The organism is Dyadobacter tibetensis Y620-1, assembly GCF_000566685.1.
GTDB classification, from domain to species: Bacteria; Bacteroidota; Bacteroidia; order Cytophagales; family Spirosomataceae; genus Dyadobacter; species Dyadobacter tibetensis.
Genome location: NZ_AZQN01000002.1, coordinates 433,143 through 449,162, shown reverse-complemented (window position 1 = coordinate 449,162; position 16,020 = coordinate 433,143). Strand labels below are relative to the sequence as shown.

Genomic DNA, 16,020 nt, shown 5'->3' with positions numbered 1-16,020 from the left:
TACATTATATCTGGAAACGTCCCTATCTCTCTTTATTCAGGCAATTAGAATTAATATTTGTCGTTAAATTTTTGATATTATCAAAGTCCTTTCTCATATTTGATAGTGCGAGTAATTGAAAAAAGTACCTCCGAAAAGGAGTCCGTCAGAATCGAATTGCAATATTTACCGAGTTTGGAATACTTCTGTTGTTTGTTGAAACAGGATGAAATTTGGTTGGAAACGGAGGAGGTTTATCAGAAGCAAACATATAGGAACCGGTGCAAGGTTCTTACGGCCAATAAGATCGATATCCTGACCGTACCCGTAAAAAAGTATTCCCATGGTACGCTTTCGAAAGATATAGAGATTGATTATGATCAGAATTGGAAACGTAGACATTGGGGCTGTTTCCAATCGGCCTATGGAAAGTCTCCTTATTACGAATATTATGCACCCGAGCTTAGGGCCATTTATGATAAAGAATATCAGTTTCTGGTCGATCTGAATTATGAATTGTTGACATTTTGTCTTAGATTGGTGGGGCTTAAGAAAGAAGTTAGGTACAAAATGTCAGGCTCGGAAATTGCTTCAAAACCCGCTAAAGACTTTATTTCGACTATTAACAATAAAAAAAGTACAAATAATTATAAATTTTACCGTTCTGTACCCTACTATCAGACCTTTGGGAATGATTTTGTTGAGAACCTAAGTATAATCGATTTACTCTTCAATATGGGACCCGAATCCAGGGGCATATTAATCAGTTCGTCAAAAGCGGAGGAACTACTTTGAACAAAGCGGATCGGAGTAGCGTTTAGTTAATTAAGAAACAATTTATTATTGCTGAAAATGGAAGCAAAATTCTCAAATAGAGTTAAAGAGGTAATCACCCTGAGTCGTGAAGAAGCTTTGCGCTTGGGCCATGATTACATCGGAGCCGAGCATCTTCTGCTGGGGATGATTCGTGAAGGCGATGGAATTGCCATAGGCCTATTGAAAAAACTGGGGGTTTCATTGGAAGAAGTTAAACAGACCATTGAGCAAGCTACGAAAGGAGCGGCCACCAATAACGTTAAAAATTTACAAAATATCCCGCTCACCCGTCAGTCAGAAAAGGTCCTTAAAATAACCTATCTGGAGGCTAAGATTTTCAAATCGCCGTTAATCGGGACGGAGCATTTGCTACTTTCTATTCTTCGGGATGAAGATAATGTAGGGACTCAGATTTTACATAAATTCAATGTCAGTTACGAAGTGATCAAAGAGATGCTCGAATACCAGTCCTCTGGAATTCGTCCTTCTATGGGTCCCGAGACAGAAGATGGGGATGAAGAAGGTCGTGGCGGCGGTATGTTCGGCGGCGGCGGTTCTTCTTCCGGCAAAGAATCGAAAGGGGCAGAAAAATCTCGCACACCGGTACTAGACAATTTTGGCCGGGATCTGACTAAGATGGCAGAGGTCGGGAAATTAGACCCGATAGTAGGTCGCGAGAAAGAAATCGAAAGAGTGGCTCAAATTCTGAGCCGTAGAAAGAAAAACAATCCTATTCTCATTGGAGAACCAGGGGTTGGTAAGACGGCGATTGCGGAAGGCCTTGCCTTGCGTATCGTTCAGAAAAAGGTCTCTCGGGTTCTATTTGGAAAACGAGTTGTAACGCTGGATTTGGCTTCTCTCGTAGCTGGTACGAAGTACCGTGGACAATTTGAAGAGAGAATGAAAGCGGTAATGAACGAATTGGAAAAATCTCCTGACGTAATCCTGTTCATCGATGAGCTCCATACGATTGTAGGTGCTGGAGGGGCTTCCGGTTCTTTGGATGCATCCAACATGTTCAAACCTGCTCTTTCACGTGGGGAAATTCAATGCATCGGTGCTACAACCTTAGACGAGTATCGCCAATATATCGAAAAAGATGGTGCCCTGGCCCGTCGGTTCCAAATGGTGATGGTAGACGCTACCTCTATAGAAGAGACCGTACAGATATTGAATAATATCAAAGATAAATATGAAGAGCATCACCACGTTAATTACACGCCTGAAGCACTGGAAACGGCTGTGAAATTATCGGAACGGTATATAACTGATCGATTCCTTCCCGATAAAGCCATTGATGTGATGGATGAGGTAGGTGCACGTGTTCACATCAGCAACATTACTGTCCCTGAAGAAATTTTGGTTCTGGAAGAACAGATCGAAAATATTAAGCAGGAGAAAAACCGGGTAGTAAAAAGCCAGAAGTATGAAGAAGCTGCTCAGCTGCGCGACCGGGAGAAAAAGTTGATTGACCAACTTGATAAAGCAAAAATTGCCTGGGAAGAAGAAACCAAGCAGAAACGTTATCAAGTTACGGAGCATAATGTAGCCGAAGTAGTGGCTATGATGACCGGGATTCCAGTGACCAATGTCTCGATGGATGAGGGCAAGAAACTCTTGAAAATGGGAGAGGTGCTCAAGAGCCGGGTGATCGGTCAGAATCCACCGATTGAGAAATTGGTTAAAGCGATTCAGCGTACCCGAGTAGGGTTGAAAGATCCGAAAAAGCCTATTGGATCATTTATCTTCCTTGGACCCACTGGGGTAGGTAAAACAGAGCTCGCTAAGGTGTTGGCTACCTATTTATTCGATAAAGAGGATTCTCTGGTTCGGATTGATATGAGTGAATACATGGAGAAATTCAGTGTATCTCGCTTGGTCGGAGCCCCTCCAGGATATGTAGGGTATGAAGAAGGTGGACAGCTTACCGAAAAGATTCGTAGAAAGCCATACAGTGTAGTCCTGCTGGACGAAATTGAAAAGGCACACCCAGACGTATTTAATATTCTGTTGCAGGTTCTGGATGACGGAATATTGACGGATGGACTGGGTAGAAGAGTCGATTTCCGGAACACCATCATCATTATGACTTCAAATATTGGAGCTCGTGATCTTAAGGATTTCGGTTCAGGAATTGGTTTCTCGACCCGTGCCCGATCAGAAAATCAAGACGAGATTATGAAAAGCACGATTCAAAGTGCTTTGAGAAAGGCTTTCTCGCCAGAGTTTCTGAATAGACTTGATGACGTAATCGTGTTTAACTCTCTGGAAAGAGAAGATCTGCATCGGATTATAGATATCAGCCTAGGCAAGTTATTTAGCCGTGCTAAAGGGCTGGGTTACGAAATAGAGCTGACCTTGGAAGCTAAGGACTTTCTATCAGAAAAGGGCTACGATCCTCAATATGGTGCCCGCCCACTGAACCGTGCGATCCAAAAATATCTGGAAGATCCTGTAGCAGAAGAAATACTGAAAGGCGATCTGAAAGAAGGAGATGTGCTAGTGGCAACTCACGAAAAGGGAAGCGATGAGCTGGTAATCTCTGTTCGGAAGAAAGAAGAAGAACTAACTGAATAAGTTAAAAGTAATATAAGTAATTACTAAAAAGGCGGCCTATCTTACATGGGTCGCCTTTTTAGTTGGCATGTGCACGGAGTATTGAGCGCAGGGATAATTTGGTGTGCACCTGGCAAGGTACAGACGACATGAAGATGGATCTGCTACCAACCACTCCGGTAGAGTCTTCAGCTTGTTTTTCAATTTTAAATACTGTAAAAGCGAAGTGAAAGATACAAGATGATAAAGGATGGGATCGGGGCAGAATGTGAGATTGAGTAAAAAAAAGACCCGGTCGCATAGCCACCGGGTTTTCTACATTTTGCAGATAAAATTTATTGTGTTAATTCTAGCTTTAACTGATTTAGACGATTCTTAATAGAAGCGTCAATCTGCCGGTCATTAACACGAAGCAGATATCCACCGATCAAACTAGGATCAATTTTTTCCTCCAACTGTACCGACTTTCCGGTAGCTGAAGCAACAATTTGGGTGAATTGTACTCTCAGTTCTTCGGTGAGTTCCGAAGGAGTAGTTATAATGGCCTTTTGAATGCCTTGGAAATCGTTATAGGCCAGGACAAATTCTTCAGCAATAGCGTCCAGAATAGATTCCCTGTTTTTCTTGGTAATGATATTAAATATAGCGAAGGTAACCGTATTTACTTTGTCTTCGAAAATAGCCTTTAAAATCGCCAATTTCTTTTCGTGGCGAACTACTGGGCTTTTCAATGCGAGCATCAAACCGCGGTTTTCCTTGGCGATACCCAGGAATAATTGCATATCCTGATACACCGCTTCCAATACATTCTTTTCCTTGGCCAGTTCAATAAGAGACTTGGCATATCTGGAAGCAACAATACTTACTGACATCTTTGATCAATTTAATGGTAACTGGAATAAAGAAAGGATTAGTTCAAGCTGGCGGAGCTAGCCAATTCGGCTACCAGTGCCTGCTGAGCTGCCTTGTCTTTCAACTCCCGGTTCAATACTTTCTCTGCGATATCAATTGAAAGGGTCGCAACCTCCGTACGGATTTTCTTGACAGCTAGCTCTTGTTCGCTGCGAATCGTTTCACGAGCCGCATCAATCATTCTCTGACCTTCAAGTGCAGCCTTTTCTTTGGAAGCAGCAATCGTTTTGTCTGAAGCCTCTTTGGCTTCTTTAAGAATGCTATCGCGAATAGCGTTTGCCTCGGCAATCATTTTCTGATTGTCCGCTTTAAGTTGCGCCATTTCCGCACGCGTTTTTTCGGCTAGGTCTAATGCACCCTGAATTTCGTTCTCACGCTCCTTAAGGCCGTTGATGATAGGCTTCCAGGCAAATTTGGCAAGAATAAATACAACTAGTAAAAATACCACCAGCATCCAGAAAATCAGACCTGGGTTAGGAGTAAGCAATGACATATGAATAGATGAGTTTAATTAATGAATTTCTTTGATCTAAGAAAAAGTTATTCTCAGTTTCAGCTCTTTTTTTATTATAATCCGTGGAAGCCTAATGCTTCCACGGAAAGGGTATTTTTTTGCCAAATCTTGAACCTATCGTTCAGGATCTATAGCGAACAGGCCTAAGCCTGTGAGTGCCTTAAAGCTTAAACGAGATAAGCAGACAGATTACCGCTGCAAAAAGGGCTACGGCTTCAATAAGAGCGGCAATGATCAACATGGCAGTCTGGATAGCACCAGCAGCTTCTGGCTGACGAGCGATACCTTCCATAGCACTTCCACCGATTTTACCGATACCAAGACCAGCACCGATAGCAGCAAGACCAGCACCAATAGCAGCGCCGAAAACAGCTAGACCTGCACCACCTTGTTCCGCAGCTTGAAGCAAAATTTGAAGCAACATAATTCTTAAAGTTTAATTTATGGTTATGAAATAAAAAAAGAGAATAAAAAATCAATGTCCATGATCAGCATGACTGTGCTCTTCAATAGCACTACCGATATACATAGATGATAATAGGGTAAATATAAACGCCTGGATAAAGGCAACCATGATTTCGATTAAGTTCAAGAATAAGGCGAACAAGGAAATCACAGGGGCAATCATAAAGCTTTGGAATATAAATATCAAACCGAATAAGCTTAGCAGGATAATGTGTCCAGCGGTCATGTTGGCAAAAAGCCGCACCATCAGAGAGAAGGGCTTCATAAAGACACCTACAATTTCAACCGGGATCATTACAGGTAATAATGCGCCTGGCACTCCAGTTGGGCTAACAAGGTGTTTGTAATAATGCTTGTTGGCGTTCCAGTGAACAATGATGAAAGTGATCACAGCCAAGGTCATCGTAACCGCTATATTACCTGTTACGTTAGCAGCACCGGGAAGTAGACCCAATATATTATTAACCAGAATAAAGAAGAACAATGTCAATAAGTAGGGAAGATATTTCTCGTAGTTAGGGCCCACATTTGGCTTCACCACATCGTCGCGAATGAAGAGTATCACAACTTCCATAGCCGACTGGAAGCCCTTGGGAGCCTTGCCTTTGTTCTTTTTATAGGCCGAACCGATACTAGTAAAGATAAGTATCAGTATAATAGCACTTAGAATCATAGACGCGACATTCTTGGTAATAGAGATATCAATTATCTCGCGGGAGGCATCTTCTGGAACGATCGTTTCGGAGTCGCCGTGTACCAAATGATACCCATTATAAGAATGGTGCTCATTATGGAAGTTACTGGAAGAGAAGATTTCCAGTCCACGATCGTCCGAATAAAGGATCACGGGAAGAGGAAGGACTACGCCATGTGTAAACTCCCATTCGTGAGAATCGGCAATATGATGCATAATCATTTGCCCAATATTAAACTCTTCCTCGTGCTTTTCGAGGTTTTGTTCAATTTCGTGCTCCGCTGCATTGATGTGCTCCTGAACAGGATGCTCATGCTGCTCTTCGGGTTGATCGGCATAAGAAGGTGCAGCAAATAAAATTGCTGCTGCTAAGAATGCGGTGGTAAAAAACTGTTGTAATGAGGTATACATAATGGCTTGAAATACTACGCTTTGTCAATCGCGGCGCAAGTTACAATACAAAGTATATATTTCAAAGCCGGTATAACACAAATACAGTATAAAAAAGTTGATAATGAATAGTAATGAGTCAGTTAGGCCATGATATAAAAATATTCCAATAAAAATAAGACTTAGAATAAGTCTGCCAACAACGGTCGAAAGGTAAAAGCTTACAAATTTTTTGCGATTATCCTTCATTCCATATTCCATCAGTCGATAGATAAGAAAGGATAGTCCGAAGAAAAAAGCAAGAATGTACCAGATGTAGGGGTGAACCCAACTGGCATTTACGAATTTAAGGACTATAAAAAATGCAATTCCAAGAATGGCAGTGAAGGCAAAATTTCTAAGCATGTTAAATAAATCTATTAAAGTTTGGGCATATTTCGGATGAGCATATATAAGGATGCACCGATGCCAGTTAGCGAGAGTACAATGGTCCATCCGGGAATCTGATGGCCTTGCCAACGGTCTAAACGCACGCCTGCATAGGTAAATATCAGAATAGTGCCAAGCATTTGCATGGCGAGACCAGAGTATTGCGCCAAAGAAGCGGAGCGCTTCAAATGGTTTTTTTTATCCTTTTTGGGTTCGTAATCCATTTGTTGTCCTGGTAAAATATAGGTAAAGTTGCTTCAATATTTTTTAAATGGCCTTATCTTCGATACGGTTTTGTAAATATTCCCGTTAATTTATTGATATTGATCCTGAATTAAACCTTCAAATAGTCTAGAATAAGTGATCTACCTCTTCATAAAAAAATACTTGGTAATCAGTGGTAGCATGTTGCTCCTATTAGGGCTGGGAGCTTGTTCCCAGTTTAGCAACCGCCCTGGAGCTATTGCCTTTCATAATATTACATCCAGGTATAATGCCTATTTTATTGCCGAGCAAAATATGGCTGAGGCGGAATTCCTCTTGCGCCAAGCCTATAAGGATGATTATAATCAGCTTGTGCCTATTTTGTACCCTATGGATTCCATTTCTTCCATTAAGGTACAGCCCCAACTGACCGATGCAATAAAGAAGGCGTCTATAGTGGCAGAAAAACACCAGAATAGTAAATGGTTAGACAACAGTTATATTGTCTTAGGAAAAGCACGCCTCTACATGGGCGAATGGGCCGATGGATTGGAAGCACTACGCTTTGTGTATGCTAATGGTAAGGATGAAGATGACAAAAATGACGCACTCATCCTTTTGATGAGGGCATACATCATCAAAAAAGATTTTTCCAATGCTTTAGGTGTAGCCGAGTATTTGAGCCAACAACCCTTGCGCAAGGATGCTCGTTTGCAATTTTACCTGACCAAGGCCTATCTACACCAGAGTAATGGGGAATACCTAACCTCTGTAGCTATATTGGAGCAGACATTTCCTCTTTTGAAGAAATCACCTGAAACTGCACGCATTCATTTCGCTGCTGGACAGATGTATGACTTACTGGGGCAATATGCCTTAGCCAACGATCATTATAAGAAGGTGGCTAAAAACCGCCCTTCCTATGATCTGGCATTTTATTCGTCTATGAATTCCCTGCAAAACAGGGTTTTTCTAAATCCTTCTACCGATTTGAGCGCAGTAGGTTTCGATAAAATGCTCAAGGATCGCAAAAACGAAGACCTCACGGATAAAATTTATTTTACCATGGGACTCCTCGCTGAACATAAGAATAATATCCCGGAGGCTATAAATTATTTACAAAAATCAGCTGCCAAAGGGGCCGGTAATCCTACCCAAAAGGCCTATACCTATTTGCATCTTGCTCGGATCAATTATGAGTCCCTGGAGATGTTCGAAGTTTCTAAAGCCTATTACGATAGCGCCCTAGCATTACTGCCAAAGGAGATACTGGATTATCAGATTGTTTCGGAGCGGAAGAAGGCGTTAGATGGTTTTGTGTCGCAATATACCATCGTTACCCGCGAAGATAGCCTGCAAAGTCTGGCGCGTTTGCCAGAAAGTGCTTTAGAAAATAAACTGGATGCAATTATCGAAGCCGGGGAGAAGGCCCGGATAGAAGAACAGAAAAAGCAGATGGCGGCGTTGGCTGCTGCCAATGTTTCACCTGTGAATAACGGTTCAGCTCCTGTTCCTGGTGAGCGTCGATGGGAATTATACGATCCATTATTGTTGAATAGAGGTAAAATCGAATTTAAACGTCAATGGGGGAACCGTCCTCTGGAGGACGACTGGCGCCGCAGTGGGAAGCCAGCTAGAACCATGGTCACCAGTATCGGTACGGCAGCAGAAGATAGCCTCAGCAGTTCTAATGAACCTGTGGCGATGGTGAAAGGCTCTCCCGAATGGGAGGCTGTTAAAAGTACACTGAAAAAGAATATTCCCTTTTCAGAAGCCGAATTAGCGGCTTCTCAAAAGCAAAAGGAAGAGGCACTCTATCAGCTAGGGAAAATTTACCGCTTCGACCTTAAAGAAAATTTAAAAGCCATTGCATCCTTTGAGCGTATCCTGGATGAATTTCCGAATAGCGGGCATCGGGAAGAGGTTTACTACCTCTTATATTTGTCCCACGCCGAGGGATCATCAGAGAAAATCGCTTGGAAAAATAAAATCTTTCAAGATTTTCCTAATTCTACCTATGCCCGGCTGGTGAGTGAGAAGACGGAGACAGGAGCCTCTAATAACGCGATGAAAAACCCCCAGGAAGCTTATGAAAGTAGCTATCAACTCTATGCGCAAGGCAGCTATGAACAAGCTTTAAAGGATATAGAACAAAATTTACCAGCCTATAAAGGAGGCCCTTTGGAGGATAAATTTGCCCTTCTCAGGCTCTTTTTGATTGGTAAAGTCCGAGGGAAAGCGGAATATACTCAGGCAATTACCGAGTTTATTCAACTATATCCCCAGAGTGCGTATCTTGCCCGAGTGAAAGAAATGCAGGAGCTAGCCGTAGGATCCTTTGGTCGGTTATAAGCCCAGACTTTTGTATTTTTGTAGTCCATACAATAACCATTACCCATTTTATGATTGAATTCCAACCAGGAAAATACCGTCGACGTATTGTAAACTTATGGTGGTCTGCCATAATAGGCCTGGGCTTAATGATTTTATATGTCACAGCCGTTAGCTTCAACCTTTTCTGGCTGTTCGGTGGTATGCCCGATCTTAAAACCCTGGAAAACCCAAGGAGTGAATTAGCCTCCGAACTCATTTCCGAAGATGGAAAATCCTTGGGGAAATACTTTTATGAGAATCGTACCCAAATTGAAATTGGGCAAGTGTCTCCCAATCTGATCCATGCACTGGTAGCCACCGAAGACGCCCGGTTTGTAAACCATTCCGGAATAGATGCGAGAAGTCTGATCAGGGTAGCCAAAGGAGTGGTATCTGGAAACTCCAGCTCTGGTGGGGGAAGTACCCTTACCCAGCAGGTGGCCAAAAACCTTTTTAATACCCGCTCAGAAGAGTATCGTGGTGTATTAGGCCATATTCCCGGGGTACGGATCGTGATTGCCAAGACCAAAGAATGGATACTGGCCGTCATACTCGAAAGAAAATATACCAAGCAGGAGATCATGCAAATGTACCTGAATACGGTATCCTTTGGCAATAACACCTATGGTATTAAAGTAGCAGCAAAAACCTATTTTAACAAGGAGGCCTCCGACCTGACGGTAAGAGAGTCGGCCTTACTGGTGGGGATGCTACAAAATCCTACCCTATACAATCCCTTACGATTCCCTACTAATGCCTTGAATAGAAGAAATACGGTGTTAGCTCAGATGAATAAATACGACTATTTGCCTCGTGAGGAGATGGTCAAATTACAGAAGCTGCCTTTGGGCATGGACTTTACCGTCGATAGCCATAACACCGGTCTGGCACCTTATTTCCGTGAATCAATGCGGGGCTACCTCAAAAGTTGGGTAAAGTTGTATAACGAGGAGCACGGCATGGACCTGGACTTGTATACTTCTGGACTAAGAATTTACACCAGCATCGATTCCCGAATGCAGCAATATCAGGAAGAAGCCGTAGAAGAGCATATGCGCACCCAGCAAAAGCTTTTCGACGAGCACTGGAAAGGGAAAGGAGATCCCTGGCGCGATGACAGTGGTCGAGAGCTGACCGGATTTATAGATCGGGCTGTACGCATGTCCGGACACTTTATTTCCTTGAAACGAGACCTGGGTGAAGAACAGGCCTGGAAGGTAATGAAAACACCCAGGAAAATGAAGATCTTTACCTGGGATGGGGAAAAGACGGTTACGATGTCGCCCATTGATTCCATCAAGCACTACAAAAAACTCTTACATATCGGTATGATGTCGATGGATCCTCGAAATGGTAAAATTAAAGCATGGGTGGGAGGAATCAACTTCAAATATATGAAGTACGATCATGTTAAGCAGGGGACAAGGCAGCCAGGTTCCACCTTCAAACCCTTTGTTTATCTAACGGCTTTGGATAAGAATTTTCTTACTCCTTGTAGCCGTTTGACCGATCAGCCGGTATATTTCGGTCCGAGTGACGGTGTGCCAGGAGGCTGGTCGCCCAAAAACGCCAATATGAAGTATTCATACCAAAGCCTCACATTACGCCAGGCCCTTGGAAAGTCGGTTAATACCATTAGTGCTCAAATCATGAAAATGGTAAAGCCAAAGGCTGTAGTCGAGTATGCTCATAAGCTGGGGATCACCAGTGAGCTGCAGGAAGTGCCCTCTTTGGCCCTGGGTATAAGTGAAGTGTCGGTTCACGACATGGTGTCTGCCTATTCAGCCTTCGCCAATGGAGGACATAAAGTAGAGCCCATGACCATTCTTCGGATCGAGGATCGATATGGAAACCTGCTTCAGGAATTTTATCCTAAGCAAAACCAGGAAATTAGTGCCAATATGGCATACAATATGCTGTATTTGATGCGTGGATCTGTAGAAGATCCTGGAGGAACTTCCCAGCGGTTACGTCAGTATGGAGTTACGGAGGGCAATGAAATCGCCGCCAAAACTGGTACCACCTCCAACTATTCAGATGGATGGTTTATGGGGATGACACAAAACCTGGTGACAGGGGTATGGGTGGGTGCCGAGGATCGAAGTGTCCATTTCCGGACCATTGCTTTTGGGCAAGGTGGCCGCATGGCCTTACCCGCCTGGGGGATCTACATGAAAAAGGTTTATCAGGACGAGACCCTGCAACAATACAGAAAAGGTCCTTTTATCAAACCTGAAAATTATGAGCTGGACTGCGGCAATATTGATATGGATAGTTCAGATACTTATACTCCTCCATCGCGATCCGATGATGAAGGGGTTCTATTCTAATTAGAGCGGAATAAGGGGGGGTACAGACTTGTATCCCCCTTTAATTTTAAAGCGTATATTATTTCAGCTGTTGTTATGAATATTATAGTAGCACCCGATAAATTCAAAGGTTCATTATCTACCTTCGAAGTGATAGAGGCCATATCCACAGGCATTCGTTGGGTAAATCCTGAAACGATTATCCATGCTGTTCCCATGGCTGATGGGGGCGAGGGAACCATGCAGATTATGACAGAGGCTAGTAAAGGTACCATCCAAAAGGTATCGGTTCGGGACCCCTTAGATCGTATTATTGAGGCGGAGTATGGCTATTCTAAAGAGCAGGAAACCGCCTTTATTGAAATGGCAGCTGCCTCTGGTCTCCACCTTCTGTCCCGAAATGAATATAATCCCTTGCTGACCAGTACTTTCGGTACGGGCCAGATAATCCAAGATGCCCTTCTGAAAGGGGCGAAAAAAATTGTACTAGGAATTGGAGGTAGCGCCACTACCGATGCCGGAATCGGCATGGCTGCTGCCCTGGGTTATCGCTTTTATGACGATCAGGATGTGGAGGTTTTGCCCATAGGCGGTATGATGCGTAACATATCTAAAATCGATACTTCAATGGTACTTCCTCAACTACAACAGTGCAAGGTGGTTGTAGCCTGTGACGTAACTAATCCGCTCTTAGGCCAGGAAGGAGCTGCAGCGGTATACGGCCCTCAGAAAGGGGCTAGTCCAGAGATGATCCCCCTTTTGGAACAGGGTCTTGAAAGGATCAGTAATTTGGCGAAAGAAGTATTTCATATGGATATACACCAAAAACCTGGTTCGGGAGCCGCTGGAGGTTTAGGAGCCGGCTGTCAATGGTTCCTGGGTGGTGAATTGCAGGAAGGGGTGAAAGTTATAATGGAACTTTCTAATTTAGAAAATTTGATCCAATCGGCCGACCTGGTTATTACCGGGGAGGGCAGAGTGGATCAGCAGACCCTGCAGGGCAAAGTCGTTAAAGGATTGGCGAATCTCTGTAACCGCAATCAGGTACCGCTTGCAGTTCTGTGTGGGAGTCTTTCTATTTCTGCAGAGGAATTGGAAACCGCAGGTATTACATATGCCAGTTCTATCCTGGATAAGCCAATGGATCTGGATACTGCACTATCCGAAGCATCAGACCTGCTTACGAATGCAACTATTCAGCTGGTCCGGTTGTTTTCTATAGCTAGATAGAAGGGTATAATTGCCGCTTTTATTGTCTTATTTCGCAGTTTACCACTGTTTAAAAGTATTTTTAATACGTGTCAGCATTTAACTATAAAGAAGAGATAGCTAAAATACCTCAAGAGCCCGGGGTATATCGATACTTTGATGAAAAAGGGGAGGTGATTTATGTTGGGAAAGCGAAAAATTTAAAAAATCGGGTTTCCAGTTATTTTTTAAAATCTAATCAGCACGACCGCAAAACCAAACGTCTGGTTTCCCAGATTCGTCGCCTTGAGTTTATGATCGTGCCCAGTGAATGGGACGCACTTTTATTGGAAAATCAACTTATCAAACAGTTGCAGCCCAAGTTCAATATTCTTTTAAAGGACGACAAAACATATCCCTTTATTTGTGTCACAAATGAGCTGTTCCCTCAGGTATATGTCACCCGGAATGTAGATCGGCGCAAGGGAACCTATTATGGTCCATTTGCGAGTCTGCGCACCATGCATACGCTACTGGACATGTTTCGATCGCTCTATACCATCCGCTCCTGCCAGCTGGCGCTTACTCCTCCCAATATTGAAGCAGGTAAATTTAAGGTATGTCTGGAATATCATATTGGCAATTGCAAGGGGCCGTGTGAAAACTTACAATCTCCAGAAGACTATAGGGTGGAGATAGAGCAGATACATCATATTCTCAAAGGTAATCTATCCTTACCACAGCAATACTTCAAGGATAAAATGCTAAAAGCCTCCGAATCCATGGCTTTTGAAGAGGCTCATTCCTGGAAAACTAAATTGGAGCACCTCGCTAACTTCCAAAGTAGAGCCACAGTGGTGAATCCTAAGATCGGAAATGTGGATGTTCTTACCATCGTTTCGGATGAAGATGCGGCCTATCTGAATTTTATGAAAGTGAAAGATGGCTATACCGTGGCGACGCAAACTTTTGAGGTGAAAAAGAAACTCAATGAGCCCGATATGGAGATTCTGGAAATGATGTTAATTGAAATGCGAGAAAAATATGGCAGCGAATCAAAGGAAGTACTTTCCAATTTAAAACCCGAACTGAGTATGAAGCCTGAGGTGATAATACCTCAGATCGGCGACAAGAAAAAACTTCTGGATATGTCTATGAAGAATGTGATGTACTTCAGACGGGAGAAAGCAGAGCGTAGGGAAATAGAAGCATCAGCTACTACATCCAGAAAAGATCGGGTACTGATTAGGCTCAAAACCGACCTGCAGCTGAAAACACTTCCCCGACATATCGAATGCTTTGATAATTCGAACACACAGGGTACCAACCCGGTAGGAGCCATGGTCTGTTTCAAAGACGGTAAGCCCTCCAAAAAAGATTACCGACATTTTAATATCAAAACGGTAGTAGGCCCCAATGATTTCGCATCTATGAATGAGGTAGTAGGTAGAAGATATCTGCGACTCATTGCTGAGAATCAACCCTTGCCCGACCTTATCATTGTCGATGGGGGAAAGGGGCAACTAAGTGCTGCCTGTGATGCCCTGAAACAATTGGGGATCTATGGTCAGGTACCAATTGTGGGAATTGCCAAGCGACTCGAAGAAATCTATTTCCCCGAAGATTCTGTCCCTTTATATATTGATAAGCGCTCCGAATCTTTAAAACTTATTCAGCAGTTACGTGACGAAGCACACCGTTTTGGCATTACCCATCATCGTGATAAGCGAAGTAAAGGAAGCCTGATTAGTGAACTAGAAGGAATTGAGGGTGTAGGTAAGGTCACAGCGACGAAACTGTTAAAATATTTCGGTACGGTAAAAGCGATCAAAGAGAGCCCGGCCGAAAAGCTTACAGAGGTGGTAGGCCCAGCATTGGCGGGTAAACTATTGAGGCATTTCGATTCTATGAAAGGGTAGATGTAGGCGGAGCTCCTATGTTTTTACCTGCAATATTGCCCGTGGTCCAGGCATTTTGAAAATTAAATCCTCCGGTTATGCCGTCGATATTAAGGACTTCACCTGAGAAGAACAGGCCTGGAAGGAGCAAGCTCTCCAAAGTGGTGGGGTTAACTTCATTAAGGTTAATGCCTCCACAGGTAACAAATTCCTCTTTAAAGGTGGTCTTTCCAGAAATATCATATTGCGAATTGGTTAACATTTCTACCAATCTGTTCATTGCTTTGTTACTGACATCTCCCCATCTTAAGGTATCGCTAATTTCCGCTTCCTGACAGAACGCCTTCCATAATCGAGAGGGGATGCCCCATTTGGCGTGCGAGGCAATCTGTTGCTTAGGGGCAATCTTTTTTTCGGTGATAAATGCGTCCCGAAGGGTCTGCTCCTGATGCTCAGGCAGCCAATTGATCTTACACACAAACCGATAGCCTAGGTCTGAGAGATATCGGGCTCCCCATGCCGATAGTTTGAGAACCGCAGGGCCGCTAAACCCCCAATGGGTAATCAATAAGGGGCCCTTATAAGCTAACTTGCTGCCTATAATTTTTACTTCACAGTTTTTTACGGATACTCCAGCCAGTTCCAATAGAGGGTTATCGGGGCTGTTGAAAGTAAATAAGGAAGGAATAGGTTCCGCAATAGTGTGTCCATGGCCGGTTATCCAGTCGAATCCACTGGCCTTTGGATGGCCTCCGGCAGCAATCAACAGTCGATTGGCAATAAGCCGTTCTCCATCGAGGGTACTTATTTCAAAAAGCGAATCTCCGTCCAGTCTCGAATATTGAAATGAAATGACTGCTGTGCTGGTTCGGATGTTAATGCCCCTGCTCCGCGCCATTCGTGTAAGACATTCAGTAATAGTTTGTGAGGAGTCGGTTACTGGAAACATCCGACCATCTTCTTCAGTTTTTAAAGAGACGCCATGGCGCTCAAACCATTTTACAGTATCCTTGGCATCAAATTGACTAAATAGCTTCCGAAGAAATTTTTCTCCTCTAGGGTATTGTTTAGGGAAACTCTTAAGGTCTGCTGGACTGTGGGTGACATTGCAGCGCCCACCTCCTGATACCCTTACTTTATTAAGTACCGTTTTGTTTTTTTCTATAATGGTAATATGCGCTTCAGGAAAATGATCGGCAGCAGTGATAGCGGCCATAAATCCCGATGCTCCCCCTCCAATAATAACAATATGCATAGATCGATTCAATAAAAAACTTTGTAAAAATGGCTGGA

Annotated in this window: 12 protein-coding genes; 6 read left to right on the top strand and 6 right to left on the bottom strand. The window is 43.3% G+C overall.

Annotated elements, in window-relative coordinates; translation table 11 throughout:
• Positions 1 to 105 precede the first annotated feature (105 nt).
• Together X939_RS0105525 and X939_RS0105520 are read left to right on the top strand one after the other, a co-directional pair.
• The gene (locus tag X939_RS0105525) at positions 106 to 774 is read left to right on the top strand and encodes a WbqC family protein (RefSeq protein ID WP_025762269.1); all 669 of its coding nucleotides are present in this window, start codon (positions 106 to 108) and stop codon (positions 772 to 774) included.
• Positions 775 to 831: 57 nt separating this feature from the next.
• Positions 832 to 3,372 (top strand): ATP-dependent Clp protease ATP-binding subunit, encoded by a 2,541-nt coding sequence (locus tag X939_RS0105520; RefSeq protein ID WP_025762268.1) that lies wholly within the window; start codon positions 832 to 834, stop codon positions 3,370 to 3,372.
• A gap of 314 nt (positions 3,373 to 3,686) precedes the next feature.
• Here X939_RS0105520 and atpH read toward each other — a convergent pair whose 3' ends face one another.
• From atpH to X939_RS0105490, 5 genes are all read right to left on the bottom strand, one after another.
• Entirely contained in the window at positions 3,687 to 4,223 is a 537-nt protein-coding gene (atpH, locus tag X939_RS0105515; RefSeq protein WP_025762267.1) for an ATP synthase F1 subunit delta, read from the bottom strand.
• Positions 4,224 to 4,261: 38 nt separating this feature from the next.
• Positions 4,262 to 4,756, bottom strand: a complete 495-nt coding sequence (gene atpF, locus X939_RS0105510) for a F0F1 ATP synthase subunit B (protein WP_025762266.1) — start codon at positions 4,754 to 4,756, stop codon at positions 4,262 to 4,264.
• Positions 4,757 to 4,937: 181 nt separating this feature from the next.
• Entirely contained in the window at positions 4,938 to 5,201 is a 264-nt protein-coding gene (gene atpE, locus X939_RS0105505; RefSeq protein ID WP_025762265.1) for an ATP synthase F0 subunit C, read from the bottom strand.
• A 51-nt stretch (positions 5,202 to 5,252) separates the two neighbouring features.
• A complete protein-coding gene (gene atpB / locus X939_RS0105500; protein ID WP_025762264.1) occupies positions 5,253 to 6,347 on the bottom strand; it encodes a F0F1 ATP synthase subunit A in 1,095 nt (364 codons plus the stop codon).
• 398 nt (positions 6,348 to 6,745) lie between these two features.
• On the bottom strand, positions 6,746 to 6,979 hold the full coding sequence (locus X939_RS0105490) for an AtpZ/AtpI family protein (protein WP_025762262.1): 234 nt from the start codon (positions 6,977 to 6,979) through the stop codon (positions 6,746 to 6,748).
• A gap of 181 nt (positions 6,980 to 7,160) precedes the next feature.
• Here X939_RS0105490 and porW point away from each other — a divergent pair, with 181 nt between their 5' ends.
• The 4 genes from porW (at position 7,161) to uvrC (ending at position 14,748) form a co-directional block, all read left to right on the top strand.
• Positions 7,161 to 9,311 carry a type IX secretion system periplasmic lipoprotein PorW/SprE gene (gene porW, locus X939_RS0105485; RefSeq protein WP_025762261.1) on the top strand — a complete coding sequence of 717 codons (2,151 nt, stop codon included), beginning with the start codon at positions 7,161 to 7,163 and terminating at the stop codon, positions 9,309 to 9,311.
• A 50-nt stretch (positions 9,312 to 9,361) separates the two neighbouring features.
• A complete protein-coding gene (locus tag X939_RS0105480; RefSeq protein WP_025762260.1) occupies positions 9,362 to 11,662 on the top strand; it encodes a transglycosylase domain-containing protein in 2,301 nt (766 codons plus the stop codon).
• Between the two features lie 75 nt (positions 11,663 to 11,737).
• Positions 11,738 to 12,871 carry a glycerate kinase gene (locus X939_RS0105475; protein WP_025762259.1) on the top strand — a complete coding sequence of 378 codons (1,134 nt, stop codon included), beginning with the start codon at positions 11,738 to 11,740 and terminating at the stop codon, positions 12,869 to 12,871.
• 68 nt (positions 12,872 to 12,939) lie between these two features.
• Entirely contained in the window at positions 12,940 to 14,748 is a 1,809-nt protein-coding gene (gene uvrC, locus X939_RS0105470) for an excinuclease ABC subunit UvrC (protein WP_025762258.1), read from the top strand.
• Here the strand turns inward: uvrC and X939_RS0105465 are convergent.
• Positions 14,735 to 15,982 carry a BaiN/RdsA family NAD(P)/FAD-dependent oxidoreductase gene (locus X939_RS0105465; RefSeq protein ID WP_025762257.1) on the bottom strand — a complete coding sequence of 416 codons (1,248 nt, stop codon included), beginning with the start codon at positions 15,980 to 15,982 and terminating at the stop codon, positions 14,735 to 14,737. The two genes, uvrC and X939_RS0105465, sit on opposite strands and share 14 nt — an antisense overlap.
• Positions 15,983 to 16,020 lie beyond the last annotated feature (38 nt).

What these genes read in the sequence shown, in the direction of transcription:
- X939_RS0105480 (WP_025762260.1), top strand. Translation starts at nt 9,362, where the DNA reads ATGATTGAATTCCAACCAGGAAAATACCGTCGACGTATTGTAAACTTA.
- atpF (WP_025762266.1), bottom strand. Translation starts at nt 4,756, where the DNA reads ATGTCATTGCTTACTCCTAACCCAGGTCTGATTTTCTGGATGCTGGTG.
- X939_RS0105520 (WP_025762268.1), top strand. Translation starts at nt 832, where the DNA reads ATGGAAGCAAAATTCTCAAATAGAGTTAAAGAGGTAATCACCCTGAGT.
- atpE (WP_025762265.1), bottom strand. Translation starts at nt 5,201, where the DNA reads ATGTTGCTTCAAATTTTGCTTCAAGCTGCGGAACAAGGTGGTGCAGGT.
- X939_RS0105490 (WP_025762262.1), bottom strand. Translation starts at nt 6,979, where the DNA reads ATGGATTACGAACCCAAAAAGGATAAAAAAAACCATTTGAAGCGCTCC.
- atpB (WP_025762264.1), bottom strand. Translation starts at nt 6,347, where the DNA reads ATGTATACCTCATTACAACAGTTTTTTACCACCGCATTCTTAGCAGCA.
- porW (WP_025762261.1), top strand. Translation starts at nt 7,161, where the DNA reads ATGTTGCTCCTATTAGGGCTGGGAGCTTGTTCCCAGTTTAGCAACCGC.
- X939_RS0105475 (WP_025762259.1), top strand. Translation starts at nt 11,738, where the DNA reads ATGAATATTATAGTAGCACCCGATAAATTCAAAGGTTCATTATCTACC.
- atpH (WP_025762267.1), bottom strand. Translation starts at nt 4,223, where the DNA reads ATGTCAGTAAGTATTGTTGCTTCCAGATATGCCAAGTCTCTTATTGAA.
- X939_RS0105465 (WP_025762257.1), bottom strand. Translation starts at nt 15,982, where the DNA reads ATGCATATTGTTATTATTGGAGGGGGAGCATCGGGATTTATGGCCGCT.